At 60.6% G+C, this 25690-nt stretch carries 27 protein-coding genes, 2 pseudogenes and 1 riboswitch; of the genes and pseudogenes, 7 read left to right on the forward strand and 22 right to left on the reverse strand.

The features are described 5' to 3' along the window. The 4 genes from EP237_RS21580 to EP237_RS21600 all read right to left on the reverse strand — a co-directional run. On the reverse strand, positions 1–505 hold a 505-nt coding region (locus EP237_RS21580; RefSeq protein ID WP_164744795.1), incomplete at its 3' end, for a CoA transferase subunit A. After that, the gene (locus tag EP237_RS21585) at positions 502–1362 is read right to left on the reverse strand and encodes a 3-oxoadipate:acetyl-CoA acetyltransferase (protein WP_127562901.1); all 861 of its coding nucleotides are present in this window, start codon (positions 1360–1362) and stop codon (positions 502–504) included. The genes EP237_RS21580 and EP237_RS21585, both read right to left, overlap by 4 nt. Positions 1363–1596: 234 nt before the next feature. Further along, on the reverse strand, positions 1597–2454 hold the full coding sequence (locus EP237_RS21595; protein ID WP_127562903.1) for an alpha/beta fold hydrolase: 858 nt from the start codon (positions 2452–2454) through the stop codon (positions 1597–1599). Then, positions 2451–2831 carry a hypothetical protein gene (locus EP237_RS21600; RefSeq protein ID WP_164744796.1) on the reverse strand — a complete coding sequence of 127 codons (381 nt, stop codon included), beginning with the start codon at positions 2829–2831 and terminating at the stop codon, positions 2451–2453. The genes EP237_RS21595 and EP237_RS21600 overlap by 4 nt, the downstream gene beginning before the upstream one ends. Before the next feature lie 266 nt (positions 2832–3097). Between EP237_RS21600 and EP237_RS21605 the strand changes: the two genes are divergently transcribed. Beyond that, positions 3098–3973, forward strand: coding sequence for a dioxygenase family protein (locus EP237_RS21605; RefSeq protein ID WP_127562904.1), 876 nt, complete (start codon positions 3098–3100; stop codon positions 3971–3973). 98 nt (positions 3974–4071) lie between these two features. Beyond that, on the forward strand, positions 4072–4962 hold the full coding sequence (locus tag EP237_RS21610) for a LysR family transcriptional regulator (protein WP_127562905.1): 891 nt from the start codon (positions 4072–4074) through the stop codon (positions 4960–4962). 42 nt (positions 4963–5004) lie between these two features. Here EP237_RS21610 and EP237_RS21615 read toward each other — a convergent pair whose 3' ends face one another. From EP237_RS21615 to EP237_RS21685, 15 genes are all read right to left on the reverse strand, one after another. Beyond that, on the reverse strand, positions 5005–5703 hold the full coding sequence (locus EP237_RS21615; protein ID WP_127562906.1) for an ABC transporter ATP-binding protein: 699 nt from the start codon (positions 5701–5703) through the stop codon (positions 5005–5007). Beyond that, on the reverse strand, positions 5696–6439 hold the full coding sequence (locus EP237_RS21620; protein ID WP_127562907.1) for an ABC transporter ATP-binding protein: 744 nt from the start codon (positions 6437–6439) through the stop codon (positions 5696–5698). Before EP237_RS21620 ends, EP237_RS21615 begins: the two co-directional genes overlap by 8 nt. After that, on the reverse strand, positions 6432–7436 hold the full coding sequence (locus EP237_RS21625; protein WP_127562908.1) for a branched-chain amino acid ABC transporter permease: 1005 nt from the start codon (positions 7434–7436) through the stop codon (positions 6432–6434). The genes EP237_RS21620 and EP237_RS21625 overlap by 8 nt, the downstream gene beginning before the upstream one ends. A 4-nt stretch (positions 7437–7440) precedes the next feature. Then, positions 7441–8310 carry a branched-chain amino acid ABC transporter permease gene (locus tag EP237_RS21630; protein WP_127562909.1) on the reverse strand — a complete coding sequence of 290 codons (870 nt, stop codon included), beginning with the start codon at positions 8308–8310 and terminating at the stop codon, positions 7441–7443. A 67-nt stretch (positions 8311–8377) separates the two neighbouring features. Beyond that, positions 8378–9559, reverse strand: coding sequence for an ABC transporter substrate-binding protein (locus tag EP237_RS21635; RefSeq protein WP_127562910.1), 1182 nt, complete (start codon positions 9557–9559; stop codon positions 8378–8380). A 37-nt stretch (positions 9560–9596) separates the two neighbouring features. Further along, positions 9597–10376 (reverse strand): benzoate diol dehydrogenase BenD, encoded by a 780-nt coding sequence (benD, locus tag EP237_RS21640; RefSeq protein ID WP_127562911.1) that lies wholly within the window; start codon positions 10374–10376, stop codon positions 9597–9599. Continuing rightward, the gene (gene benC, locus EP237_RS21645; protein ID WP_127562912.1) at positions 10373–11395 is read right to left on the reverse strand and encodes a benzoate 1,2-dioxygenase electron transfer component BenC; all 1023 of its coding nucleotides are present in this window, start codon (positions 11393–11395) and stop codon (positions 10373–10375) included. The genes benD and benC overlap by 4 nt, the downstream gene beginning before the upstream one ends. 72 nt (positions 11396–11467) lie before the next feature. Continuing rightward, entirely contained in the window at positions 11468–11992 is a 525-nt protein-coding gene (benB, locus tag EP237_RS21650; protein WP_127562913.1) for a benzoate 1,2-dioxygenase small subunit, read from the reverse strand. Positions 11993–12004: 12 nt separating this feature from the next. Next, positions 12005–13393: a benzoate 1,2-dioxygenase large subunit gene (gene benA, locus EP237_RS21655; protein ID WP_127562914.1), complete on the reverse strand. Its 1389-nt coding sequence runs from the start codon at positions 13391–13393 to the stop codon at positions 12005–12007. 72 nt (positions 13394–13465) lie between these two features. Next, complete coding sequence (locus EP237_RS21660) at positions 13466–14614, reverse strand: muconate/chloromuconate family cycloisomerase (RefSeq protein ID WP_127562915.1); 1149 nt, start codon at positions 14612–14614, stop codon at positions 13466–13468. A gap of 191 nt (positions 14615–14805) precedes the next feature. Further along, entirely contained in the window at positions 14806–15771 is a 966-nt protein-coding gene (bhcD, locus tag EP237_RS21665; RefSeq protein WP_127562916.1) for an iminosuccinate reductase BhcD, read from the reverse strand. A 110-nt stretch (positions 15772–15881) separates the two neighbouring features. Continuing rightward, complete coding sequence (gene bhcC, locus EP237_RS21670) at positions 15882–17048, reverse strand: 3-hydroxy-D-aspartate aldolase BhcC (protein WP_127562917.1); 1167 nt, start codon at positions 17046–17048, stop codon at positions 15882–15884. Positions 17049–17062: 14 nt separating this feature from the next. Then, the gene (gene bhcB, locus EP237_RS21675) at positions 17063–18016 is read right to left on the reverse strand and encodes a beta-hydroxyaspartate dehydratase BhcB (RefSeq protein ID WP_127562918.1); all 954 of its coding nucleotides are present in this window, start codon (positions 18014–18016) and stop codon (positions 17063–17065) included. Further along, a complete protein-coding gene (locus EP237_RS21680) occupies positions 18016–19299 on the reverse strand; it encodes a D-amino acid dehydrogenase (RefSeq protein ID WP_127562919.1) in 1284 nt (427 codons plus the stop codon). Before EP237_RS21680 ends, bhcB begins: the two co-directional genes overlap by 1 nt. Positions 19300–19400: 101 nt before the next feature. Further along, positions 19401–19488: riboswitch (glycine riboswitch) on the reverse strand. A 60-nt stretch (positions 19489–19548) separates the two neighbouring features. Continuing rightward, the gene (locus EP237_RS21685) at positions 19549–20028 is read right to left on the reverse strand and encodes a MarR family winged helix-turn-helix transcriptional regulator (protein WP_127562920.1); all 480 of its coding nucleotides are present in this window, start codon (positions 20026–20028) and stop codon (positions 19549–19551) included. A gap of 142 nt (positions 20029–20170) precedes the next feature. Between EP237_RS21685 and EP237_RS21690 the strand changes: the two genes are divergently transcribed. The 5 genes and pseudogenes from EP237_RS21690 to EP237_RS21710 form a co-directional block, all read left to right on the forward strand. Next, positions 20171–21361 carry an amidohydrolase gene (locus EP237_RS21690; RefSeq protein ID WP_127562921.1) on the forward strand — a complete coding sequence of 397 codons (1191 nt, stop codon included), beginning with the start codon at positions 20171–20173 and terminating at the stop codon, positions 21359–21361. A gap of 32 nt (positions 21362–21393) precedes the next feature. Continuing rightward, complete coding sequence (locus tag EP237_RS21695; protein WP_127562922.1) at positions 21394–22443, forward strand: TRAP transporter substrate-binding protein; 1050 nt, start codon at positions 21394–21396, stop codon at positions 22441–22443. Positions 22444–22499: 56 nt separating this feature from the next. Continuing rightward, positions 22500–23000, forward strand: coding sequence for a TRAP transporter small permease (locus EP237_RS21700; RefSeq protein ID WP_127562923.1), 501 nt, complete (start codon positions 22500–22502; stop codon positions 22998–23000). Continuing rightward, entirely contained in the window at positions 22997–24289 is a 1293-nt protein-coding gene (locus tag EP237_RS21705) for a TRAP transporter large permease (RefSeq protein ID WP_127562924.1), read from the forward strand. Before EP237_RS21700 ends, EP237_RS21705 begins: the two co-directional genes overlap by 4 nt. A gap of 119 nt (positions 24290–24408) precedes the next feature. Further along, positions 24409–24558, forward strand: a pseudogene (locus EP237_RS21710) (transposase); the annotation flags it as partial. Here the strand turns inward: EP237_RS21710 and EP237_RS23865 are convergent. The 3 genes and pseudogenes from EP237_RS23865 to EP237_RS23250 all read right to left on the reverse strand — a co-directional run. Continuing rightward, positions 24550–24885, reverse strand: a pseudogene (locus EP237_RS23865) (transposase); the annotation flags it as partial. The pseudogenes EP237_RS21710 and EP237_RS23865 overlap by 9 nt on opposite strands. A 67-nt stretch (positions 24886–24952) precedes the next feature. Beyond that, positions 24953–25411 carry a hypothetical protein gene (locus EP237_RS21720; RefSeq protein WP_127562925.1) on the reverse strand — a complete coding sequence of 153 codons (459 nt, stop codon included), beginning with the start codon at positions 25409–25411 and terminating at the stop codon, positions 24953–24955. Next, positions 25404–25690: hypothetical protein (locus EP237_RS23250; RefSeq protein ID WP_164744797.1), on the reverse strand; the 287-nt coding region annotated here is incomplete at its 5' end. The genes EP237_RS23250 and EP237_RS21720, both read right to left, overlap by 8 nt.

Raw genomic sequence — 25690 nt, forward strand, 5'->3', positions numbered from 1 at the left:
GGAAGACGAGGTTGCCGGTGTCATCGGCCTTCCACGCCTTGACGATGGCCAGATCCGCGAAGATGCCTTCCTCAAGGATATAGTCCTGGCCGTTCCACGACTTCACTTCCTTGCCCTCGGCAATCACCGTGCCGACGCCGGTCTTGGTGTAGAAGCCGGGAATGCCCGCGCCACCGGCGCGCATCCGTTCGGCCAGCGTGCCTTGCGGGTTGAACTCCAGTTCCAGCTCTCCGCTCAGATACTGACGCATGAATTCCGCGTTCTCGCCCACATAGGACGACATCATTTTCCTGATCTGGCGCGTTTCCAGCAGCTTGCCCAGGCCGAAGCCGTCAACGCCCGCATTGTTGGAGGCGACCGTCAGATCCTTGGTGCCCGCTTTCACGATCCCGTCGATCAGCAGCTCGGGGATGCCACAGAGGCCAAATCCCCCCGCCGCAATCAGCATGCCGTCGAAGAGAACGCCGTCGAGCGCCTCATCGGCGGAGCCATATACTTTCTTCATGCCGCTTGGCCTTTCTCGGTATTCTCAGGCAGACGTAGGCCGAGTATCCGGCGCGTCTCTTGCCAGCTCGCCACGGGGCGGTTGTTCCTGTCACAGATATCCACCGCCCGCCGCACCAGTTCAGCGTTGCTGGAGGCTAGCGTGTCACGGTCGAGGCGTACGTTGTCCTCAAGCCCCGTACGGGCATGGCCGCCCGCTGCGATGGCCCATTCGTTCAGTCTAAGCTGATTGGCACCGATGCCGGCGGCGCACCATGGCGCGTCTTCGCCGAACAGACGGTGCACGGTGTGGATGTAATAGTCGAACACATCGCGGTCGACCGGCATGGCGTTCTTCACGCCCATCACGAACTGGACATAGGGGGTTCCGGCAAGATGGCCCTTGTCAGCCATGTCCTTGGCCTTCAGAATATGGCTCAGGTCAAAGGCCTCGATTTCCGGTTTGACGTCGTATTGCAGCATCTCGGCCGCCAGCCAATCGACCAGTTCGGGCGGATTTTCATAGACGCGGGTTGGAAAGTTGTTCGACCCGACCGACAGCGAGGCCATGTCGGGCGCAAGCGGCAGCATCCCGCCGCGCGTCTGGCCGGCGCCCGACCGTCCACCGGTCGAGAACTGTATGATCATGCCGGGGCAGTGTTTTTCGATTCCTTCCTTCAGCGCCGCGAACTTGTCGGGATCAGAGGACGGCGTTTCATCGTCATTGCGCACATGGGCGTGCACGATAGAGGCGCCTGCTTCGAACGCCTCATGAGTCGAGTCCACTTGTTCCGATACAGTGATCGGAACGGCCGGGTTGTTGGCTTTCCTGGGCAGGCTGCCCGTGATCGCAACGCAGATGATGCAAGGTTTGGTCATGATCCAAGTCCGAGTTTTGCACTCCGGGCAGACTGCCAAGGTGCCTATTTTCTTCAGTGTTCAGGAATGCGCGTTCGCAAGGGGCGGCTGCTTGCTCGATGCCTCGAGGGCCTGGCGTTCTTCATCGGTGAAGAACATCCAAACAGTATCGTCCCTGTTGTGCTTCTTACATCCTGGGCATGGGTTATTGGCGTTCTTGCACATGGCTCCTCCTCCCGTGCGGCGGTTTATCTGTCAGGCGGCCTTCGCGGCAGTTCTCGGCATCTTTTCCAGAGCCTCGACAAAGAAGGGTCGGAAGCCCTCCGGATGTTCACTCATCGGGAAGTGGCCAAGCTCGTCCATGACAGCAAGGGTGGCGCCAGGGATGGCCCTGGCCGTACGCTCCGCATCTTCCGGCGTGCAGGTCAGGTCATAGGCACCGACGATGATGTGAACCGGGGTCGCCCCCGTATCAATGGTCGGCAAGCGCGGGATGAGGCTGTCATCCCTGGTGTAGAAGCTCAGATCGCCCCGGAAGACGCCCGGGCCGCTTTGCATGAACATCCAAAGCGTGTTCCAACGTTCGGCAACGGGCGCATAGGGAGAGATATTGGCGGATACGAGTGCCGCACCCATCTCGCCGCCGTGCGCGTCGGGCCGGTGGAACCAGTCGATGTCATACCAGGCGGGCTGGAAATCCGAGGCCTCGATGGCGATGAACCCGCTGAACCTGTGCGGATGCAACGCCGCCAGTTGCAGCGCAATGCGCCCACCCATCGAACACCCTGCCAGAACGGGACGGTCAAGGGCCAACCCGTCGATGACGGCCAGAACGGTTTCGATATAGGCTTCGGTCGTCAGCAGGTATTCCTGCGTCTCGAACCCTTCGGGCGGCAGCGATTTGCCGTGCCAGGGCATGTCGAACGCGATCAGGCGGTTCGACGCCGTGATCTCTTCGTCGTTCATGAGGTGACGCCACTGACGGGTATCGGCCCCTGCGGTATGCAGGCAGATGACAGGACGTCCCTGCCCGGCCTCTTCGAAATAGATGCGGCGGGGTGCGCCCTCGATGGTGACGGTCAGGTAACGACCGGTGATGGGCTCGATGCTCATGCTGCCAACTCCTCTTTCCCGCGGGCCAGGCCCAGAACGTCCTTGAAGAAACGAAGGTTTTTCACGAGGCTCAGGATATCGCCGTCGATCCGGCCGCGGCCGATCTTCACAAGTCCGAAGATATCGTGGAATCCGGGTTCAGGACGCAGTTGCCAGAACTTCTGAAGCGCTTCCGCATCCGTCCGCAGCGCAAAGCGCCAAGGTGTCTTGCGACTTGGGCCTTCGACAACAGAGACGATGCGGCCTTTTTCGAATGACAGGTAATACTCGTTCCCGTCGATCTCGATCAGCACCGTTTCGGAAAACAGTCGGCCGAGTCGCTGCAGATGCGGCGTTGCCTCAAGGCGCGTTTGAATTTGCTTGAAGGTATCGATCACCCTGGCCTCCCTTGCGTTCGTAAGCTGGACCATAGCTGCCATGATCAGCCGCACCGGGGCCATGCCAGCAGGGGTATGGGTCAATACTCTGACCTGCCGATCGCAGGGACTTCACAGCTCTGCCACGGGAAGCTCACCGCTGGTATCATCCGATACCGCCACGGGCATTGGGTAAACACGTGGATTCGGCGAAGTCTGTTTTATCGCGAGCGGCATTGAAGCAACTCGCATTCAGATATTCAGACTGCCAGGAGGAGGAAATACCCATGGGCATCGTCAACCAAGACAACATCACCGACGTCGTGATCGAGAGCCTCGGCAAGCATGGCGACATCACCGACCGCCAGCGCGTGCTCGCGACCGGCTTGGTCAAGCATCTGCATGCCTTCATCAAGGACGTGAAACTGCAGCATGACGAATTCCTGTTTGTTTGCGACTACCTCGCCCGCGCCGGCAAGCTGTGCAACGACAACCGCCAGGAATTCATTCTTCTTGGCGACATCCTCGGCGTTGAAGTGCTGGTCGACATGATGACCAACCCCGTCGAAGGCAATGAGAGCGAATCCACCGTTCTGGGGCCGTTCTATCGCGAGAACCCGCCGGTTCTGCCCAAGGGGGCGTCGACCATCCAGAAGCATTACGACAATGAAGAGACAGCCTATTTCGAAGGCTACATCAAAGATGAGAACGGCAACGGCATCGCCGGTGTGACGCTCGATGTCTGGGAAGACGCGCCGAACGGCATCTACGAAAACCTCGACCCCGATCAGCCGGAATACAACCTGCGTGGCCGCTTCGAGACCGACGAAAACGGCCATTACGCCTTTGTTGCAGTACGCCCCGTCCCCTACCCGATCCCGGACGATGAAACCGCCGGTGAGCTGCTGCGCTTCATGGGTCATCACCCGAACCGCCCCGGCCACATGCACTTCATCATCTCGCGCGAAGGCTACCGCCCGCTGATCAGCCAGATCTACGACGCCGATAGTGCCTGGCTTGAGGATGACAGCGTGTTCGCGGTGAAGGAGAGCCTCATCGGCAAGTTCAAACCCGCCGCGAAAGATCTCGGCACGGATCTGCACTTCGAGTTCGACTTCGTGCTGAAGGCCGAAGCCGACGAAAAGGCCGTCGCCGCCGAATAATCCGAGATTCCTCCCTGAAAACTGGCCCCCGTTTGTTCGGGGGCCTTTTTTCATTTTGCGGGATCGCTTAACGTAAAACTCTGGGAGGGCGGCAAAAAATGAATTTCAAACAGCTGGCCTATTTCATCGCAGTTGCCGAGGAACTGCACTTCGGGCGTGCGGCCGAAAGGCTGGACATGGCGCAACCACCGTTAAGCCGGTCTATTAAGCAGCTGGAAGAAGAGCTTCAGGCTGTCTTGTTCAATCGAGGACGCAGTGCAATCACCCTGACGCAGGCAGGCGAACGGTTGCTGAAGCGCGGCAGGTCAATCATCGCACAACTTGATGACACAAAGCTGGAAGTCCGCCGTCTTGGCCAGGGCTCCGAAGGTCGCCTCAGAATCGGCTTTGTTGGATCGGCCACCTTCGGCATCCTGCCCAACATCATACGATCCTACCGCGCGAATTACCCCGAGGTGAACCTCAGCCTCAATCCCATGAACAACGCCGAGCTTCACAGGGCACTTGTGTCACGCGAGCTCGACGTGGTGTTCGCAAGACCGACGCTCAAGGATCCGGAATTCCTGTCCAAACACCTTGTCGAGGAGAAGCTGATCCTCGCCCTGCCCGATATCGTCGACACGCAGTCACGGACAGTCGCGAAACTTGAACGGCTGATGACCCATAATCTGATCCTCTACCCGGAACGACCACGCCCCAGCTATGCCGACATGGTCCTGAATGCTATTCAAGAGGCCGGGTTTGAGGCCCCGTTGCGGATCTGGTGCATGGATCTTCAGACTGCTCTCAGCCTTGTTGCCGTCGGCGAAGGTGTCTGTGTCGTCCCGGAATCGGTGGCAAACGCGCCGCGTAAAGGGATGAAGTTCCTGAAAATCGAACCCGAGATCGCGCGGACGGAACTGTCGGTGAACTATCGCCTCGATGAACAGGGCGTGCATGTTAAGAACTTCGTTGGCATCGCTCAGAAGGTTGCGCGCAAGATGTTCTAGGCGCTCCGCACGAAACCGTGCGAAGCACTTGTTCATGAGGAATCACACACCAAGCCAGGTGTGCTGGGTTTCTTCATCAGCCCGGATTTCCTCGGCGCTGCCGGTCCAGACGATCTGCCCTTTCCCGACGATGACGACGTCATCAGCCAGGGACGTTGCAAAACCGAAATTCTGCTCAACGATGATCATCGACAGCCCGGCTGCTTTTAGCTCCTGCAGCTTGTCGTGGATGAGCTTCACGATGATCGGCGCCAGCCCCTCGGTCGGTTCATCGAGGATCAGGAGGCGCGGGTTCATCAGAAGCCCCCGCGCGATGGCCAGCATCTGCTGTTCCCCGCCCGAAAGCTCCATCCCGCCATTGTCCATCCGTTCCCCAAGCCGGGGGAAGAGATCGACCACGCGCTCCAGCGTCCATTCCGCATCCGCCCCGCCGAAGCGCTTGGCCGCGATTTCCAGGTTCTCGCGCACGGTGAGCGAGGGGAAGATGTCGCGCGTTTCGGGCACATAGGCGATGCCGGATTTCGCCACGTCGAAGGCGCGGGTGGGGATGGGCTTTCCGTCGAAGGTGATGCTGCCCGATCGCGCGGGCAAAAGGCCCATGATGGTTTTCAGCGTCGTGGACTTGCCCGCGCCGTTGCGGCCCAGGATCGCCATGACCCGGCCCGCCTTGGCCGTTAGGCTCAGGCCGTAGAGGACTTGTGTTTCCCCATAGCCGGAGTCGATTGCACTCAGCTCAAGCATTTTCCCAGCTCCCAAGGTAGATCTCTTTCAACAGGGACGAGCCGCGCGCCTCTTCGGGCAGACCGTCGAAGACCACTTCGCCGTAGTTCAGCACGGTGATCGTGTCGGCCACGTCGAAGGCCAAGTCCATGTCATGCTCGATGATCAACATGGTCAGGTCACGCGGCAGGTTGTTCAGAAGGTCATGGAACCCCTTGGACATCTCGGGGCCGACACCGCTGGTGGGTTCGTCCATCAGCAGGACCAGCGGGCGGGTGGCCAGCGCAACGCCGACCTCCAGCTGACGGCGCACGCCATAGCTGATTTCCGACACGGTCGCATGCAGGTAGGGCATCAGGTTGACCTGCTCGGCCACCTCTTGGACGATCTCGCGCACCTCGGGCTTCGACAGGCAGTCGGACCAGAGCCGACTTGCATGGCCAGTGTGAATCGACGCGGCAAGGCCGAGATTTTCCTCAACCGTCAGCCCGTCGAAAAGCGTGTTCTTCTGATAACTGCGCGACAGGCCCTGGCGGGCACGCCGAGCCACCGACAGCGCGGTCACGTCCTCGCCCGCCAGGTGAACCGATCCGCTGTCGGGGGTCAGTTCGCCCACCAGCTGGTTGAAGAGCGTGGTCTTGCCCGCCCCGTTGGGGCCAAGGATCACACGGCGTTCGCCACGTTCCAGCTTCAGCGACACGTCGCGAGTGACGTGAACGGCGCCGAAGCTCTTGTCGAGGTTGCGTGTCTCAAGCATCGGTCAGAATCTCCTCGGGGGTTTCGGTGCGGGTGGAATCCGTCAAGCGCCGGTCGATCCACGCGCCGTAGCGAGCCTCGATCCAGCCAAAGATCCCGTTCGCCCGACTCATCACCACGGCGATCAGCACCACGCCGACGACAAGGTGCCAATGGCTGGTAACCTCGCTGACCTGATGCTTGAGCACCACGAAGAACGCCGCCCCGATCAGCGGACCCACCAAAGTGCCGAGCCCGCCGAGGATAACGACGACAAGAGCCTCGCCCGATACGGTCCAGGCCAGCATTCCGGGCGAGATGAACAGGATATGCTGTGCGGCCAGAACACCGGCGATTCCTGCAATGATACCCGACAAACCGAAGACATCGGCCTTCACCCGCCAGGTGTTCTGCCCAAGCGCCTTCATCCGCTTTTCGTTGTGCATGACGCCGATCAGCGACCGGCCAAGACCGGATTTCAGGATCGCCGCGGCGAAAAGGTAGACCGCAATCAGTACTGCAAGGCAGAAGAGCGCGAAGGTCTTGCTGTCATTCAGATCAAGACCGATGGAAGTCAGGTCGAACCGGTCGATCCCTCCCATCCCGTCATCTCCACCGAACAGTGGCGACTCGAATATGTAGGAATATCCCATCTGCCCGAACGCCAGCGTGGCCATTATGAAATAGATGCCATGGCTGCGGGCGCAGATCGCACCGATAACCCAAGCGATGCCAGCAGTCACAGCGACAGCAGCCAGCGTAGACAGCCATGGATCAAGGCCTACGAGCACATTCAGGGTCACGAAGGCATAGGCCCCCACTCCCATCAGTGCCCCATGGCACAGCGACACCATCCCACCAAAGCCGGCCACAAGGTCGAGGGCAAGAACCAGCATTCCAAGGATCAGAATCTCGATCAGGATCTCCAGCCCGAAGTAGCCGGCGGTAAAGGTCTGTGTCAGCGCGGCTCCGATAAGAAGCACCAAAGCAGCGTAGCGAAGCGGTGTGTGACGAAACATCGGATTATCCTTTCGCTGGAAAGAGGCCCACAGGCTTGATCACCAGCACTGCGGCGAGCAGCGCGTAGATCAGGACCGAGGCAAGTTGCGGGGCCAGGACGGCACCGAAGGTTTGCACGAAGCCATAGATGAGCGAGCCTGCGATGGCCCCCTTCAGCGACCCGAGACCGCCGATCACGATGACGATGAGCGTGGGGATCAGGATTTGCAGCCCCATGCCGGGCGTCACGCTCAAAAGCGGCGCGGCAACGGCACCCGCCAGCCCCGCCAGCGCGCAGCCGACGCAAAACACCACAAAAAACAGGCGTTCCACGTTGATGCCAAGGCAGGCGGCCATGGAATCATTGTCGACTCCCGCTCGGATCATCGCGCCGATTTGGGTGCGGGCGAGTGTCAGTGCGAGGGCCGTGAAGATCACGCCGCCAAGCAGGATGATGAACAGCCGGTACGTGGGGTATGTGACGCCGAGCAGGTTCACCTGTCCGCTCAGCAGCGCGGGAGTGTCCATGGCAAGTGCCAGGTCGCCCCACAGGATGCGGGTCAAATCGAGCAGCGCGAAGATCAGCCCGAACGTGACCAGAACCTGCGCCATAGGCCCGGATTTGCGCATCCGCTGGATCAGTCCGCCATAGAGCAGCACACCGGTCAGTGCGACGCCAAGCGGTGCAATTATGATCGCCGCCCAAAAGCCCGCAACACTGGCAACCGAGGCCGCAATGTAGGCCCCCAGCGCATAAAGCGCGCCGTGGGCTAGGTTCACGAAATGCATCAGGCCGAAGATGACAGTGAGGCCGATGGACAGAAGAAAAAGTAGCATGGACAGCTGCAAGGCATTCAGCGTTTGCAGGGTCCAGAAGCCGAGATCGGTGGTCATGGGAAACGCCTCGTCTGGCAGAAGGGGATAGGCCGCCCGCGTCGTGGGACCGGGCGGCCAGTAGGGATCAGTTCGAGACGACCGAAGGCATCGCGCAGCCATTGGCCGGATCGGCCTCGGCTGGCAGTTCGGCCAGCACCGTCTGGGTCATGCCATCGGTGCCGGTCACGGTCTCGTAGACATAGATCGGCTGGATCAGGTTGTTGGTGACCGGATCGATCGACAGCAACCCGCGCGGCCCGGTGAAGCTGACCTGACGCAGGGCGGTGGCGATGGACTCACGGTCATTCGCGCCGGTGGACAGTGCCTCGATCAGCGCGCGTGCGGCGTCATAGCCCTGCACGGCGAACTCGGACGGCAGGCGGTCGTTCGCGGCCTGGAAGGCCTCGACGAAAGCCGCGTTTTCCGGGCTGTCGATGGTCGGCACATAATGCAGCGCAGTCACAATGCCATCGGCGGATTCGCCTTCGGCGTTCACGTAAAGCTGTGAGGTCAGGAAGCCCGAGCCATATAGCGGCAGGCCCTCGGCGGCGCCGAAGCTGTCATACTGGTTGACGAAGGAAATCGCCTCGCCACCGGCGTAGAAGACATAGAGCGCTTCCGCGCCCGAGGCCTGTGCCTGTGCAATATAGGGGCCGAAATCCTGCGTCTGCTGGAACGGGGTGAAGTCGCTGCCCACCACGGTACCACCTGCGGCCGTATAGGCCGCGGTGAAGGCGTCGATCATCTGACGGCCTGCGGCATAGTCGGGGGCCAGCGTATAGACGGTGCCAATGCCCTGATCGGCCATCCAGGTGCCCATGGGACGGTTCACCTGGCTGTTCGAGAAGGACACGCGGGTGATGTAGGGGCTGCAATCGGCGCCGGTTGCTTCATCATTGCCCGCGTTGGCCACGATCAGCGGCACTTCCGCGCCATGAACGATATCGCGGATCGCACCCAAAACACCGGAGGACACGATACCGACCATTACGTCAACGTCGTCCTGAAGGATCAGGCGGCGCGCGCGGGTCAGGCCCGTGGCCGGGGTCACTTCGGTATCTTCGCGATGCAGCACGATCTCAACGTCGAGATCGCTGCCGAAGGTTTCGAGTCCAAGGGTGAACCCCGCCTCGATCTCGTTGCCGAGGGCGGCATAAACACCCGAAAAGGGCAGCAGGACGCCGACGTCGATGTCGTCAGCCGCTGCCATTTGGGTGCAGAAAAGGGATGCGAGCCCGGTCAGGGCCGCAGTGCAAGTGAATTTCATGTGGTCTCTCCTCCAGATTAAGGGCCGCCTGTTCGCGTCAGCCCAGGTCTCCGCCTCCGACGGGCAGGGTCACGCCCGTGATGTAGGACGCGTCATCCGACGCCAGGAACAGGATCGGTCCTGCCTGCTCGTCGAGTGTTCCGTAACGTTTCATGAACGAGGACTGGATCGTCTGGTCGACGATGGTCCGGTACCAGTCTTCGCGCTGTTCCTCCTCAGCGTTCGGGTTGCGCGGCACGATGCGCGGAGGGGCCTCGGTGCCCCCAGGCGCGGTCGCGACCACGCGAATGCCGCGCTCGGCCACTTCCCATGCGAGACTTGCCGTGATCGCGTTCACCCCGCCCTTGGCTGCCGCGTAGGGCACGCGGTTCAGCCCGCGCGTGGCGATGGACGAGACGTTGACGATCACACCACTTTCGCGAGGCAACATGTGCTCGATGGCCGCGCGGCAGGAGTAGAGCGTGGGGAAGAGCGACCGGCGCACCTCGGCGTCGATCTGCCTGGGCTCGTAATGTTCAAAGGGCTTGGCCCAGATGGTGCCGCCCACGTTGTTCACAAGGATGTCGATGCGGCCCCAGAGGTCCACCGCCTTCTGCATGGCCTTTTCGCAGCCCGCCCAGGTTTCGAGATTGACCGAGATCGCCTCGGCCACCCCCCTCGCCCCGCGGATCGCGGCGACCACGTCCTTGCGGGCGGGCGACCGGTCGACGATCAGCACTCGCGCGCCTTCGGCGGCGGCGCGCTCTGCCACCAAGCGGCCGATCCCCTGCGCCGCACCGGTGACGACCATCACCTTGTCGTCGAACCGCCGGGTCATGCTGCAGCCGCCTCCGCCTCGGTCGGGTTGAACTTCTCGAAGTAGAAATTCGCGGGCTCGACGCCCAGTTTTGCGAAATGCGCGCGCACGGCATCGACCATCGGCGGCGGGCCGCAAAGGTAGACATCGGCATCGCCCGCGTTCAGATCGTCGGCGGTCACGTGATCGGTGACGAAGCCCTTGCGGTCATGCTCCTCGTCCTCGGCGGCGAGGATGGTGATGACGGTGACATTCCCGATCTGTTCAGCAAGCGCGTTCACGCGGTCGAGTTCGACAAGGTCGGCGGCACGAGTCACGGCGTAGTAAAGCGTTATCGGCTGATCCGTGCCTTGTTCCACCACCTGTTCCAGCATCGACAGGAACGGCGCAAGGCCGGTGCCGCCTGCCAGCCACAGCTGAGGGCGCTCAATGGGGCGCAGGTAGAAAGCCCCCATCGGACCCGTAGCGGTCAGGGCTTCGCCCGGCTTGGCCTGTTCACCAAGATAGGAGCTCATGACACCGCCCGGCAGATTGCGGATCAGAAAGGTAGCTTCCTGCGCACCCGGCGCAGATGAGAACGAATAGGATCGATGTGTGTCGGTGCCGGGAACCGTCAGATTCACATACTGACCCGGCAAGAAATTGATCGGCTTCGCCAGCTTTACCCGCAGGCCGAAGGACGTCTCGGACAGCTTGTCGACGCCCTGCACCTCTGCCTCAACGGCCTCAGGCGCGGTCTTGCAGATGGTAGAGGACGCAGGAACTCTGACGACGCAGTCGCTTTCCGGCGTCATCTGACAGGTGAGAGCGAAGCCTTGTTCAGCCTCTTCGTCGCTCATCGACTCGTCCATGTAGAATTCAAGCTCGTACTCGCCCTTCTCGACAAAGCACTTGCAGGTGCCGCAGACGCCGTCGCGGCAATCCATTGGCAGGTTGATCTTCTGACGGAAGGCCGCATCGGTCACCTTCTCATCGTCATCGCACTGGATGACGCGCGTGACGCCATCTTCGAAATTCAGGGCAACGTTGTAGGTCGTCATGGCATGCTCCTCCCTTGGCCGCGCACCCTGACCTGGATGCGCGGAGGTTTTCAGTCTCCCGGGAAACGGGGGTCAAACGTGGTAGACGTCGATCACATGGTGGATGTGATCGTTCTTCAGGACCACCTTCTTGTCGGTGATCAGCGGCCTCACGCCGCTGGTGTCGATCGTGTAGAACGAGGTGCCCCAGTGGGTATCGGTCTGGGCATAGCGATAGCTGAGTGTCTGCCAGTTGAAGCGCAGCTTGATTTCGCTGCCCTCACGGCACAGCACTTCGATGCCAGACAGATAGTGATTGGTGCGCGGCTCCGGCAGCGAGGTCGCCGATGACCGGTCGGTCTTGATCCGGAAGACACGGTCCTCGATCCCCTGCTTGTTGGGGTAATACATGAGCGACATCTCGTTTGCCGGGTCTTCTGTCAGCGTGTCGAAGTCATCCCATGTCGGCATCCAAAACGGGCAATCCTTGTGATAGAAGGTCAGCCAGGTGTCCCAGTCGCGGTCGTCCAGAGCGCGGGCCTCAGCAAATAGGAAGGCCTGGATGTCCTCGAAGCTCATCGCATAGGTTGCGGGGCGTTCAAGCGTTGCGGTTGTCATGATCTTTCCTCCTCACTCGGCTGCGACCGACGCCTTAGGCGCGGTTTCGCGTTCCTTGGCGATGGCTTCACCCATGCGCTCCGACCAGTTGCTGTGTTGGATAACGAACAGACCTTCGTCCTCAGTGCGGGCACCCGACAGAACCGGGTTGATATCCAATGCCTTGGCGTCTTCATCAGGGCCTTCGATCCATTGGGTCGCACCGCGGGTCAGGTCGTTCCACTGGGCATGGGCCGCCCCGGCATAGCCGCGCTGCGTCGCCCGGAATTCCTCGGTGTCGTCCGGCGTCGCCATGCCGGAGGCATTGAAGAAGTCTTCATATTGACGGATGCGACGCGTACGGGCTTCCTGGCTCTCGCCCTTGGGCGCTATGCAGTAGATCGTAACTTCGGTCTGATCGACACTGATCGGGCGGAACACGCGGATCTGGCTGCTGAATTGGTCCATGAGGAAGACATTCGGATAGAGGCAGAGGTTGCGCAGAACGCCCACCATCCATTCGGCCTTGGTCTTGCCATACTTCTCCGTCCATTCTTCCAGACGCGGATAGCCGGGGCGGTTGGTGGGATCAGCCCACTCGGTCCACAGCAGAATGTGCCCATTTTCGTAGGCATGGAAGCCACCGCGCTGCTTGGCCCATTTGGACGCGTCGGTCGCCTTGATGTTGTCCTCTTTGCCGTCATCGGTGCGGTGCGCCGTGGTGGCGACATAGTTCCAGTGCACGGCGGACACGTGATAGCCATCGGCCCCGTTTTCGGCCTGCAGCTTCCAGTTGCCATCATAGGTGTATGTCGAGGACCCGCGCAGAACCTCCAGCCCCTCGTCGGCCTGGTCAACGATCATGTCGATCATCTTGCGCGCTTCGCCGAGGTATTCCTCCAGCGGCTGCACATCGGCATTGAGCGAACCGAACAGGAAGCCGCGATAGTTCTCGAACCGGGCCACCTTGGTCAGGTCGTGGCTGCCGTCGGTGTTGAACTGCTCGGGGTAGCCCGCGCCTTTAGGGTCTTTCACCTTCAGCAGCTTGCCGGTGTTCGAGAAGGTCCAGCCGTGGAACGGGCAGGTAAAGGTCTTCTGATTGCGACGCTTGAAGCGGCAAAGCTGAGCGCCGCGATGCGAACAGGCATTGACCAGCGCGTGCAGTTCGCCGTCCTTGTCGCGGGTGATGACGACGGGCGTTCGACCCATGGTCAGCGTGAAGTAATCGCCCGGCTCCGGGATCTGGCTTTCATGTGCCATGTAGATCCAGTTGCCTTCGAAGATGTGCTTGATTTCGAGCTCGTACAATTCTTCGTCGGTGAAGATATCCCGGCGGCAGCGGAAGACGCCGTTTTCCGGGTCATCCTGAATGGCACCGTCGAGCCGCGCTTCGAATTCATCGAGATTGGATTGGGTGAACATGTCTGGTCCTCCTCCTGACTGCCTTGGCAACTTGTCGCGCGCCTAAGCTGGGTTTGATATCGTGTCGCGGGCCTATTCGCCGGCGACGGCTTTTTTGGTCCGCCCGCGATCGCGTCGGAAGAATTCGATCTTGTCGGGATCAAGCCTCGCGCCGATGCCGACGCCTTTGGGGATCTCGACACAGAAATCGCGGTAGATGATCGGTTCGGCGAGGATGTCTTCGGTCAAAAGCAGCGGGCCGAACAATTCGGTGCCCCAGGCCAGATCTTCGACGGTCGAAAACAATTGCAACGCCGCGGCTGTGCTCAGCCCGGTTTCCAGCATCGTTCCGCCGTAAAGGCCAAGGCCTGCTGCCTGCCCGATCGCAATCACTTCGGAGGCGCGCTTGAGCCCGCCCGATTGTCCGATCTTCACGGCAAACACATCCGCGGAACGCATTGATGCGACGTCCAGGGCGTCCTCGGGGCCGTTCAACGCCTCATCCGCCATCACCGCAATCTCATAGGCTTTCGCAAGCTCCGCCATTGCGCGGCGATACCGAGCTGGAACCGGTTGCTCGACCAGTTCACAGCCTGCGTCCTGAAGACCTTTGAGACCCCAGCGCGCGTCCTGCAAAGACCAGGCGGTGTTCACGTCGACACGCACGCTGGCGGCATCGCCGACAGCTTCCTTGATCCGAGCCACATGAGCCACGTCCTCGCGCACAGACCGCTTGCCGATCTTTAGTTTGAAGATGTTGTGACGGCGGGTTTCGATCATTTCGTGGGCTTCGGCGATATCGGTTTCCGAGTTGCCCGAGGCCAGGGTCCAGGCGACCGACAGACGCTCGTGCACCGCCCCACCGAACAGTTGTGAGACCGGCACGCCCAGCCGCTTGCCCAGCCCGTCCCAGAGGGCAATTTCGACCGCTGTCTTGGCGATGCGGTTGCCCTTCACAAGCTTGTCGATCAGCTGAATCGCCCCGTTCACCTCGTCCCCGCTCCGACCCAGAAGCGCGGGAGCGATATAGGTGTCGATGGCCGACTGGATGCTTTCGGGGCTTTCCGCACCGTAGCTGAGACCACCGATTGTCGTGCCTTCGCCGATGCCCTCCGAGCCGTCCGAGAACCTGATTTTGACCAGTACAGCGGTTTGCGTCCGCATCGTGGCCATGGACAGCACGTGACCGCGAATGGTCGGGATGTCGAGGATCATGGTCTCGATCTGGTCAATCTTGGTCACTGGGGCTCACCACATCTGCAAGTTTCGATAGGATGCAGATTGCCCGCCCGAGCCGGATTCTGTCGATGATTGGGGGGGTCTTGGGTGATACCCTGGGAAGACGCATGCTGGTTGCGACACCACGAATACGAAAACAGGCGCCACGAATTGTGACGCCTGTTTTGAACAAATTATTTGGATGGCTGCCGTTGTCAGAAATCGACCTCGATAGCGACGCCCTGCGCAATCGCCAGATTGACGACCGAGGCCGCGACGGCAAGATCCTGGAGGCCCACGCCGGTGCCGTCGAACAGCGTGGTCTGATCAGCCGAGCCGCGGCCCGGATGGGTGCCGTTGATGACCGCACCAAGCTGCGCAACATCGCTTTCCGCGATCAGGCCCTCACCGAAGGCATGCTGTGCCTCGCCTATTGAAATCGACTGTGCGACCTCGTCGGTGAAGACTGCTGCCTTCACCAGCAATGCAGCGTCAACCTCCTGCTTGCCTTTGGTATCGGTGCCCATGCAGGCCACGTGGGTGCCTGGACTGACATGATCGGCCATCAGCGACGGCGAGAAAGCCGAGGTGATGGTGATGATGACATCGGCTTCGGCCATGCCGGGCAGATCGACAACTTCGAAGGGCACCCCGGCTTCAGCGGCGACCTTTTCGATATTGGGCAGCATTTCGGGGTGGTAGTTCCAACCGATCACCTTGTCGAAGCTGCGCTGTTCAAGGGCCGCGCTCAACTGGTACTTGGCCTGGTGGCCTGCCCCGGCGATGCCGAGAACCTTGGCATCTTCCCTCGCCAGATGCTTGATCGACACTGAAGACGCTGCCGCCGTGCGCAATGCAGTCAACAGGTTGCCGCCGACCATGGCCCTGACCATGCCGGTATCCGGGTCGAACAGAAAAACGGTGGACTGGTGATTGATCAGTCCGCGCCTTGCGAGGTTGTTGGGCCAGTAACCGCCCGCCTTGAGGCCAAGCGTCAGGCCAGCGCGGTCGAATCCGCCCTTGAACCCATAAAGCGCATCCTCGTGCCCGATGGCTTCACGGATCACAGGGAAATTATAGGCCTCCCCCGACGCCATCGCGGCAAAGACCGTTTCGACCGCGTCAAAGGCCACGTCGCGCGTCATGAGGTTTGCAATTTCGCGTTCAGGTACGATCCACATTGCGTTCTCCTTGCGGCGGAATCTTCCCGATCCGCCCTTTTTCTTTGTGAAAATGCTCCGGGGAGTACGAGGGGCAGCGCCCCTCGCACGGGTCGACGCCGGAGGCGAACTCAATAGGCGCGACCTCGGGCCGATACCGGCCAGACGCATTCGACCTTGCCGTTTCGCACACCGACATACCAATCGTGCACATTGGCGGTCGGATCGCAGTGACCGGGAACCAACCGCAGCTTATCGTTGACCTTCAGGACGCCGTTCGGGTCGGCAATCACACCATGCTCATCCGAGCATTTGATGTATTCCACGTCGTCGCGCCCGTAGATGACCGGCAGGCCGCTGTCGACCGATTGCGCCTTGAGGCCCGCATCGCAGATTGCTTTGTCAGCTTTTGCATGGCTCATCACACTGGTCAGAATGAAGAAAGCGTTTTCCCATTCTCCCGCGTCGATGCGTTTGCCGTTTTGATCGAGGATACGGCCGTAATCCGCGTCCATGAACGCGTAGGACCCGCATTGCAACTCGTTGTATAGGCCGGAATTGCTCTCGAAATGATACGAGCCCGTGCCACCGCCCGACACCAGCTCCGTCTCGATACCTTCAGCGTTCAACGCATTCACGGCATCCTGAACCTGCGCGATCGCGGTGTCGATCTTGACCTTTCGGTCGTCAAAGCTGTCCATATGCTGCATCGCGCCCTGATAGGCCTGAATGCCGCGATAGGTGAGGTTGTCCGCCGCTACGACAGCCTTGGCTATCTCCACAACCGCAGGAGTGGTGGAAACGCCGCAGCGCCCTGCCCCGCAGTCGATCTCGATGAAGACGCCAAGGTTTGTTCCTGCTTTGCCGGCGGCTGCCGACAGGTCGGCCACATTAGCCACGTCGTCGACGCAGACAATCACCTCGCCGCCGCTCAGCAGCGGCAACTGGACCAGACGCGCAATCTTGCCCGGATCGCGGACCTGGTTGGACACGAGGATCTCCTTGATTCCAGCGCGCGCAAAGACCTCGGCCTCGGACACTTTCTGGCAACAGACGCCAACCGCACCCCCCAGTTCCATCTGCAGTTTCAGAACGTCGACGGATTTGTGCATCTTGCCGTGGGCGCGGTGCCGCATCCCGTGCGCCTTTGCATAGTCACCCATCTTCTTGATGTTGCGTTCCAGCGCATCGAGATCTAGCACAAGCGCGGGCGTCTGAATCTCGCACTCGTCCATTCCAGGTTTGGCCGGAATGTCGAAGCCAACCTCGTAGGCGTCAAAATCAATCATGTCTTTCATGGGTATGGTCCTTTTCAGCCCTGCATCCAGGGCAGTTTGTCCAGATCGACGTTGCCGCCGGTGATGATCACGCCGACGCGCTTGCCTATGAAGGCATCGGGGTTCTTGAGGATCGTGGCCAGCGGAACGGCGCTTGAAGGCTCCATGACCACGCGCAAGTGCTTCCAGATCAGCTTCATCGCGTCGATGATCTCCTGCTCAGAGGCCGTGTAGATCTCGGTCACGTGCTTCGACACGAAATGCCATGTCAGATCCTTGAGAGGCACCAAAAGCCCATCCGCGATGGTCTTGGGCGCGTCATCGGCGATGATGTGCCCGGCCTTGAAACTGCGATAGGCGTCGTCGGCCTGTTCGGGCTCGGCTGCGATGACGTGGGTTTCCGGTGCCAGGGTCGATAGCGTCAGGCAGGTGCCAGAGATCATGCCGCCCCCTCCGATCGGGGCCACCACCATGTCGAGCCCGTCGGTCTGTTCCATGAACTCCTTCGAACAGGTGCCTTGCCCAGCGATCACCCGCGGGTCGTTGTAGGGATGCACGAAATCGCCGCCCGTTGCAGCCTGCACCTCGGCGAATGTCGCCTCGCGGCTGGTCGTCGACGGCTCACATTCGGTGATCACACCGCCATAGCGGCGAACTGTGTCTTTCTTGGCTTGCGGCGCGGTGCTCGGCATCACCACATTGCAGGGAATGCCGCGCAGCATGGCAGCGTAGCTCAGGCAAGAGGCGTGGTTGCCGCTGGAATGCGTGGCGACCCCTTTTGCAGCTTGGGCCTCATCAAGGCCAAAGACCGCGTTCGTGGCCCCACGCACTTTGAACGCGCCGGGTTCCTGAAAGTTTTCGCATTTGAAGAACAGCTGGCACCCGGCCAGTTCGTTCAGGTAATCCGATGTCCGAACCGGTGTCCGGCGGATATGCGGGGCGATCCGGTCATGTGCGGCAAGCATGTCGTCGTATGTAGGAAGATGCATCACACGGCCCCCTGTGTTCTCAGAGTGGCAGGGGCACTTACAGATGCGCCGCGCGACCCGTTCACGGTTCGGGATTTCGCAACGATCTCCGCCACCATCTCGGCCGTCACGGCAGACAAGGTCCATCCCAGATGACCATGCCCGGTATTGTAGAATACGCGGTCCCGAACTCCCCGGCCTACCTTGGGCATCATGTTCGGCATCATCGGTCGCAGTCCTGCCCAGGGAATCGCGTGCTCAGTGCTGACGCCCGGGAAGAAACGCTCGCACCACTTGATCAGCGGGCGGATGCGATCATCCCGAATATCGAGGTTGTATCCGTTGAACTCTGCCGTACCGGCAATCCGAAACCGGTTCTTGCCAAGGCGGCTGGTCACAACCTTGGCCTCGTCATCAAGCAAGCTGATCCAGGGTGCTGCACGCTGGCTTTCCTCGTCGTCGAGACGAACAGTGATGGAATATCCCTTGACCGGATAGACATTCACCCGATCACCAAGCTGCGCTGCGATGGTCCGGCTGCCAACACCGGCACAGACAACAATGCCATCGAAGGACTCGGTCTGGCTTTCGTTGTTCCGGCTCCAGGTCAGGCGCACCTCGTTCTTGTCTGCACTTAACATGTCGACATCTGTTCCGAACCGCAGCGCCGCGCCGCCAGCTTCAATAGATTTGGCGAGACCGGTCGTGTAGCGGTGAATGTCACCGGTGAAATCGCTTTCGGTGTAGTATCCACCGTAGAACTCCCCGTTTAGCGCCGGTTCGATCTGGTGCACCTCCTCGGGCGCCACCGCGCGCCGTTCCAGGCCACCCTCAGCGAGAAGCTTGTTGACCTCCGTGGCATGATCGAACTCCGACTTGTTCGTATAGATGTGCAGGATGCCTCGGTTTTCGCAGTCGAAGTCAAACCCGTGGCGCTCGGCTTTCTCACGAAGAAGCCCGCGCGCAGCGATAGCCATTCGAGTCGTCTCGACGGTGCTGGCACGGTATTGCGGGATCGAGCCCACAAACTCGGCCATCCAACTGTACTTGTGCCAGCTGGGTTTCGGGTTAACCAAGAGCGGCGCGCCCCGGGTCATCATCCACTTCATACCTTTGAATACGGTGGACCAGCGGTTCCAGATTTCAGCATTCGATGCCGATAGCTGACCGCCATTGGCGAAGGACGTTTGCATCGCGGCATAGCGGTTGCGATCGAACAAGGTGACGTCATAGCCCCTGTCCATCAAGCTCGAGGCGGTGGTCACGCCGGTGATTCCGGCGCCGATTACGGCAATTCTGGTCATGATATCCTCCCGCGACCAAAGGTTCGTCCTGCCGGATGACAGGTCCAATCCCCTCTGTCGCGGGATGCGGGTCTTGGCCACGCCTCACGCTTCAGATTGCCTGTCCGAACACAGTCCTTTTGCCTGAGAGGTTCCGGGGGGTTGCTCCTTCGGCGCCGGTGGGTGACCGGCCTCTCCTGTTTCGGCTTCGTTGGCAGAGCTGTGATAGTCGATATTTATTCTCACATCAAGACTATCTTTGTTTGATACCTATTTTGCACAGGCGTCTTGCAAGGATTCCTTGTATTCTGGAGAGGTGACCCAACGCCCTAGCCGCAGTAGCAGCCCGTTCAATTGCGCCATTTCATCCGCACTCAGAGGCTCGGTTAGAATCACTTCCAGCCGGTCAGACAGGTCCCTCGCGATCCGGCGCACCTGCTTTCCCTTTTCAGTGGTCTGGAGGAAGAACACGCGCGCATCCTCGGGGGAGTTTTCTCGATAAATCAGATCTGCACCGAGGAGGCTTTGGATGATCCTTGAGGTCAGGCTGCGTTCGAGTCCGGTTGACTTCAATATCTCCGCAAAAGTCGTTCCCGGGGAATCGTCAACCAAACGCAGAACCCTCAACTCCCGGATGCGGCAGCCGGTCTCTCGCAAGAAGATGGCATCGTTTGCCCGGATCGCTTCCTGCGCGACAATATCGAGACGATAGGTCAACCGCTCGTTTTGAAACGTTTTTTTCTCTAGCATTGTGCCCCGGCTCTTCCCTTCATACCCAAAAGGTATCGCATCATACCTGAAGGGTGGTCAATTTATTCTCAGCTTGCAACCTTTTTGGGATACTAGTCTCAATATGCAACCATCTCATGATGAGAATCAAGGGGAAGCTGACATGTTCGACACCTGGTACGACACGCAGCGCGATATGTCGCTGGCCTGGCTGCAGGATCTGCATGCCCACCCCGAAACCGGATTCGAAGAAGTCCGCACCGCCGCCTTTGTCGCAGCGCGCCTCACCGATTTTGGCTACGAGGTCGCCACCGGGATCGGCGGAACGGGTGTTGTCGGCACGTTGCATGGCCCCGGTGCCAGCGCGTCCGCCCCGGGCCGGTGCATCGCCTTCCGGGCGGAGCTTGACGCGCTTCCCATGGAGGAAAAGGCAAATCTTCCCTATCGCTCGCAGGATGCGGCGCGGTTTCACGGCTGTGGCCATGACGGGCATACGGTGACCGCACTGACCGCCGCCGCCTACCTGGCACAGCACCGCGATTTCGACGGGACGATCCGCTTCATCTTCCAGCCTGCCGAAGAGCTTCTGACGGGGGCACGCGCAATGCTGGCCGACGGCCTGTTCGAACGCTTCCCCTGTGACGAGGTCTACGCGCTGCACAACCTGCCGGGCCTGCCCAAGGGGGCTGTCGCAATCCCATCCACCTCTGCCCTCGCCTCGGCCGACAATATCGACGTGACGATCCGTGCAAACGGTGCCCATGGCGCGATGCCGCATACCGGCGAAGACGCGATGCTGGCCGCTGCCAGTTTCCTGACCTCGGTCCAGCAGGCCGCGACACGCGTCTTCGATGCGCGCGACACGGGTGTGATTTCATTCGGCACGCTGACCGGCGGCACCGCCCGCAACATCCTGCCCGAGGAAATCCGGCTCGAAGGCACCATGCGCACGACCGCGACGACGGTGCGCGACCGTCTGGTTGGTCTGCTGTCCGACACCGCCCGCGCGACCGAGACGATCTTCGGCGTCACCGTCACCGTTTCCGTGGAAAAGGTCGCGCCGGTGACCATGAACCATCCAGCCGTGGTTGCCGCCGTCGTGACCTCTGCCACACGCATCGTCGGGGCGGAGAAGGTCATCGAGAACGCGCGCAGCCTGATGGCCTCCGAGGATTTCTCGGAATTCAGCGCGCGCGTGCCCGGCGCCTACTTCTTCGTGGGCCAGCAGGGCCGCGCGCCCCACCACCCCGAATATGTCTTCGACCCCGAGATCATCCCCGTCGGCGCGGCGATCATCGCTGATCTCGCCCGAACGCGGACGAGCCGTTCGCTGAACGCACGCGCGAACACCTGAACCACAACATCGTCATCAAAGGGAGGTTCCAGATGACCTACTTCACCACCAAGTTCCTCAAGGCTTCGGCCGCAACCATCGCCCTTGTCGCCAGCATACAGGCTGCAAGCGCCGAAGTGCTGACCATGTCTTCCTGGGTTCCGCCCACGCATTTCGTGCACACCGACATTCTCGTGCCTTTCACCGAGCGTGTGGCCGAGGCCACAGAGGGCCGCGTCACCATCATGATCCTGCCCGCGCCGCTGGCCAGCCCGCCGCAGCATTGGGAACTGGCGCGAAACGGTGTGGCCGACATCACCTGGGGCAACTTCACCTACGAACCCGAGCGCTTCGTTTCGATGTGGTTCTCGGAATTCCCGAACTCCGGCACCAATGCCGAGGCGCAGAGCGTTGCGCTCTGGCGCACCTTTGACACCTATCTTGCCGACAACGCGGCGTTCGACGGCGTTGAAGTCCTGGGCGTCGGCCTCTTCGGTGGCGGTCAGCTGCACCACGGCTCCACCACCATTTCCGCGCCCGAGGACATGGAAGGCCAGAAATTCCGCATGGGCGGCCCTATCCAGGAACAGTTGCTGACCGCGCTTGGTTCCGTTCCGGTGGCCTCGCCTGCGACGCGCGCCTACGAGATGCTGGAAAGTGGCGTCATCGACGGGTCGCTGCACACGATGGAATCGGTGATCAACTTCCGCCTCGACGAAAGCCTGACCCATCACACCGTGTTCCCGGGCGGCTTCTACGACGCGAGCTTCTTCATCGCCATGAACGGCGCCCGTTGGGATGGCCTGAGCGAGGCAGACCGCGCGGCAATCGAGGAAATCTCGGGCGAGGCCCTGTCTGCGGCCTGGGGGGCGACCTTCGACATCCAGAACGCAGCGGCATTTGAGACGCTGTCTGCCGAGGGTCACGAGATCGTGGAAGCCTCGCCCGAACTGGTCGCCGCCGTCGACGGGATCACGGAGGAAATGATCGCCGAGTGGGTGACCGCAGCGGCAGCCGCTGGTGTCGAAGATCCCGAGGCCGTGCTGTCCTTTTATGCCGGCACCTACGCGGAACTCGTCCAGGCACAGGCATCCGGCAGCTGATCAGGCACATCCGGGGGCGGTCTGACTGCCCCCGGCCACAATGGGGAGGAGAAAACATGCGAAACCTGACCTGGAAGATTCGTCACACGATTGAAACGGTGATGGCCCTTTTTCTGCTGTCCATGGTCGCCCTGACCTTTGCAGACGTCATCGGCAGGCGCATCTTCGGCGCGCCGATCTATGGCTCGAACGACATCACCGAGCACCTCATGGCCTTGGTCGTCTTTTCCGGCCTGCCGCTGGTAACTGCTGCGGGCGCCCACCTGACCATTGACCTCTTTGACAAGCTGATCTCCAGCCACTGGATGGGATGGTGGCGGGTGCTGATCTCGGTCCTGGTGACCGCCGTTCTTGCGATGATGGGCTGGCTTTTCGTCAAGCACGGGCTCAATGCCTCCCAGATTTCCGAGGTCAGTCAGGCCCTGCGGGTGCCGCGTGCGCCGCTCTATTTCTTCATGGCGCTGAGCCTCTGCCTCTCGGCCCTCGCCGCGCTGATCATCGCCCTGACGGGGCCGATGGTCGATCCCGAAGACACCCACCAGGAGGAAGCCCTATGATTGTCGGTTCCATCGCGATGGCCACGGCCATCATCCTCGCCTTCCTGCGCGTCCCACTGGCCTTCGCCCTTCTGGCAGTGTCCGTGGCCGGGATCGGTTTCGCCATCAACTGGAACATCGCGTTCCAGCTGATCCCGCTCACCATCGCCGACGCGGTGCTGTCTTACGATCTTGCCGTCGTGCCGATGTTCATCCTGATGGGCAACGTGATTTCCAAGACCGGAATCGCCCATGACCTGTTCCGCGCCGCCTATGCCTTTGTCGGCAACGTGCGCGGGGGGCTGGCGCTGTCGACCATGGTGGCCTGTTCCGGCTTCTCCGCAGTCTGTGGATCGAGCTACGCCACCGCCGCGACCATGGCCAAGGTCGCCTACCCCAGCATGAAGAATTATCGGTACTCGGACGAGCTAGCGGCCGGCACAATCGCTGCGGGCGGCACGCTTGGCATCCTCATCCCGCCTTCGATCATCATGGTGATCTTTGGCATCCTGACCCAGACCAATATCGGTGATCTGTTCATTGCCGGCATTGTTCCGGGAATTCTTGGTTTGGCATTCTACATGATCGCCATCCGCGTGGTGGCGGCCCTCAATCCGAGCCATGCGCCGCAAGGCGAGCGAACCCCCTGGCCAGAGAAGCTGCGTGCCTTGTCCGGCGTCTGGCCGTTCCTGCTACTGTTCGGGCTCATCATCGGCGGCCTTTACGCGCGCCTTTTCACGCCGACGGAAGCGGCCGGTATGGGCGCGGGCCTCGCCATCCTGATAGCCACCCTGCACGGACGGCTATCCTGGGCCACACTGCGCACGATCATTGTCGATACCGCCTATACCTCGGTGTCGCTCTATACGGTTCTTTTCGGCGCGCTGATGCTGTCGAAACTGCTGACCCTGTCGGGCCTTGCGGCGGGCGTTCTGGGCCTTGTGCAATCGACCGGGCTGGAAGGCACAATGCTGATCCTCGCCATTATGCTGGTCTTCCTCGTGCTCGGCTGCGTGATGGACTCGATGGCGATCATCCTGATCTTCGTGCCCCTTTTCGCGCCCATCGTCGTCGCACAGGGATTCGATCTGATTTGGTTCGGTATCATTGTCATCGTCGTGACCGAGATCGCACTGATCACACCACCGGTTGGCATGAACGTCTTCGTCCTGAAGGCGGTTCTACCGGAAGTGCCGGTGCTACGGATATTCAAAGGGCTGGTTCCCTTCATCGCAGTCGATGTCCTCCGTCTTGCTCTCCTGATCGCATTTCCTGCGATTACGCTCTGGCTGGGAAGCACCATCGGCTAGCGACACCCTACAGCAAGAATAAATATTTGCGGGTGAGGAGACATCCTCGCCCGCCGATTTGACCAAGGCCGATCTCGATACTTTCGAGGACAAATGGGCTGGGAAATACGCGTTCCCCGGCCTGGCGGCGGGCGTGGCAGGAGGTGATCCCGTTCTTTGCCTTCGATCCAGCATTTCGGAAAATCATATACGCCATGAACGCCATCGAGAGCTTGAATCGGGTGATCCGCAAATCGATCAAGACATGCGGCTCGTTCCCGACCGATGATCTGATCACCCATGCCGTCGCTCCGGGTCTGGCCCTTCTTCACCAACTCCCGCTCGAAACTGCCGTCCCGGTCACGCCTAACGGCGATTGGCATCTCGCCGTCCTGACCCTTCAGCCGCCTACTGGCTGTGCCGTAGCGCCAGCTAGGCAGGCCCGGCGGTGCATCCTTACCTTGTTCATAACCAAGATTTGCAGTCAGCTAGGCTCCCAGCACGCGTTCCATCAGCTTGATCCTGAACTCTATAGTCAGCCCGGTATCGCCAAGCAGGTCTTCAGGTCGCTCGCAGCCCTTCCGCAGCTCGTCCAGTAATTCCTTGGAAATCCTCATTGCCCTTGCTCCTCTCAGGTAGCATGAATCAAAGCCCAGTTTCACAGATGATCGGACACTCGCATGGTCACCTCGCTCTCGTGCTGAGAGCGGCGAGCTGGGCCATTAGATCGGCCAGTATGTCGCCTTCTTCGTGCTCGGCTTCTGCTCGCAACCGTTCGTAGGTGCTCTCATGCATCCACTTCGGCTTTGGTGGAAACCGAACCGTCAGGCCACCTCTGGATTGACCCAGCCGTTTTCGCCGCTTCAGGGTTTTATGCAGGAGCCGCGCTTTTGGGGACAGGCTTTCACTGCGATATCTTCCATTTGCGCAAAGTCGGCAGCCCTTCTTGTAGATGACTGCGCAACGTCTCTCGCAGAACGGACAGAGGAACCAAAAACGAACTCCGCCGAAGTGACAGGGTGTGGATTCGACAGCCACTCGATGGCCAAGCACGTACACCGATAGCTCGCCCGACAGGTCGATATCGCTAACACGCATCGCTTGCGCAAAGTCACAAATCATTTGGGAAGTTTGGCTACTCATGGGCATCGCCTCGACTGCGATTCGGCCGTGGTTCTCCTTCCCGTTCACGTGCATCTTTGAAATGGCGTCGTGCGTATTCGACACGATCTGTGTATTGGTCGCGCGGCGCGTAGCGAGAGGGGAGCATGAAGCCTTGCTGCCCGTCTTGTTCGGCATTGAGATCAAGCTCACTCAGCGGTTCGAAGCCATTTGCAATCAGCCATTTGTTCCAGTCGGCGATCGCATGATCATCATCTTCGGCAACGAAAAGCGTAGGGTATGGACAGATCGGTTTCCGCG

It is taken from the genome of Nioella ostreopsis (genome assembly GCF_004000255.1).
Classification (GTDB): Bacteria; Pseudomonadota; Alphaproteobacteria; order Rhodobacterales; family Rhodobacteraceae; genus Nioella; species Nioella ostreopsis.

Bases quoted from the DNA above. Each gene is read 5' to 3' on its own strand.
- EP237_RS21615 (WP_127562906.1), bottom strand. From the start codon at position 5,703: ATGCTTGAGCTGAGTGCAATCGACTCCGGCTATGGGGAAACACAAGTC.
- EP237_RS21585 (WP_127562901.1), bottom strand. From the start codon at position 1,362: ATGACCAAACCTTGCATCATCTGCGTTGCGATCACGGGCAGCCTGCCC.
- EP237_RS21620 (WP_127562907.1), bottom strand. From the start codon at position 6,439: ATGCTTGAGACACGCAACCTCGACAAGAGCTTCGGCGCCGTTCACGTC.
- benB (WP_127562913.1), bottom strand. From the start codon at position 11,992: ATGACAACCGCAACGCTTGAACGCCCCGCAACCTATGCGATGAGCTTC.
- EP237_RS21705 (WP_127562924.1), top strand. From the start codon at position 22,997: ATGATTGTCGGTTCCATCGCGATGGCCACGGCCATCATCCTCGCCTTC.
- EP237_RS21625 (WP_127562908.1), bottom strand. From the start codon at position 7,436: ATGTTTCGTCACACACCGCTTCGCTACGCTGCTTTGGTGCTTCTTATC.
- bhcD (WP_127562916.1), bottom strand. From the start codon at position 15,771: ATGTGGATCGTACCTGAACGCGAAATTGCAAACCTCATGACGCGCGAC.
- EP237_RS21700 (WP_127562923.1), top strand. From the start codon at position 22,500: ATGCGAAACCTGACCTGGAAGATTCGTCACACGATTGAAACGGTGATG.
- EP237_RS21605 (WP_127562904.1), top strand. From the start codon at position 3,098: ATGGGCATCGTCAACCAAGACAACATCACCGACGTCGTGATCGAGAGC.
- benA (WP_127562914.1), bottom strand. From the start codon at position 13,393: ATGTTCACCCAATCCAATCTCGATGAATTCGAAGCGCGGCTCGACGGT.
- benC (WP_127562912.1), bottom strand. From the start codon at position 11,395: ATGACGACCTACAACGTTGCCCTGAATTTCGAAGATGGCGTCACGCGC.
- benD (WP_127562911.1), bottom strand. From the start codon at position 10,376: ATGACCCGGCGGTTCGACGACAAGGTGATGGTCGTCACCGGTGCGGCG.
- EP237_RS21720 (WP_127562925.1), bottom strand. From the start codon at position 25,411: ATGAGTAGCCAAACTTCCCAAATGATTTGTGACTTTGCGCAAGCGATG.
- EP237_RS21685 (WP_127562920.1), bottom strand. From the start codon at position 20,028: ATGCTAGAGAAAAAAACGTTTCAAAACGAGCGGTTGACCTATCGTCTC.
- EP237_RS21635 (WP_127562910.1), bottom strand. From the start codon at position 9,559: ATGAAATTCACTTGCACTGCGGCCCTGACCGGGCTCGCATCCCTTTTC.
- EP237_RS21595 (WP_127562903.1), bottom strand. From the start codon at position 2,454: ATGAGCATCGAGCCCATCACCGGTCGTTACCTGACCGTCACCATCGAG.
- EP237_RS21630 (WP_127562909.1), bottom strand. From the start codon at position 8,310: ATGACCACCGATCTCGGCTTCTGGACCCTGCAAACGCTGAATGCCTTG.
- EP237_RS21610 (WP_127562905.1), top strand. From the start codon at position 4,072: ATGAATTTCAAACAGCTGGCCTATTTCATCGCAGTTGCCGAGGAACTG.
- bhcB (WP_127562918.1), bottom strand. From the start codon at position 18,016: ATGCATCTTCCTACATACGACGACATGCTTGCCGCACATGACCGGATC.
- EP237_RS21695 (WP_127562922.1), top strand. From the start codon at position 21,394: ATGACCTACTTCACCACCAAGTTCCTCAAGGCTTCGGCCGCAACCATC.
- EP237_RS21690 (WP_127562921.1), top strand. From the start codon at position 20,171: ATGTTCGACACCTGGTACGACACGCAGCGCGATATGTCGCTGGCCTGG.
- EP237_RS21680 (WP_127562919.1), bottom strand. From the start codon at position 19,299: ATGACCAGAATTGCCGTAATCGGCGCCGGAATCACCGGCGTGACCACC.
- bhcC (WP_127562917.1), bottom strand. From the start codon at position 17,048: ATGAAAGACATGATTGATTTTGACGCCTACGAGGTTGGCTTCGACATT.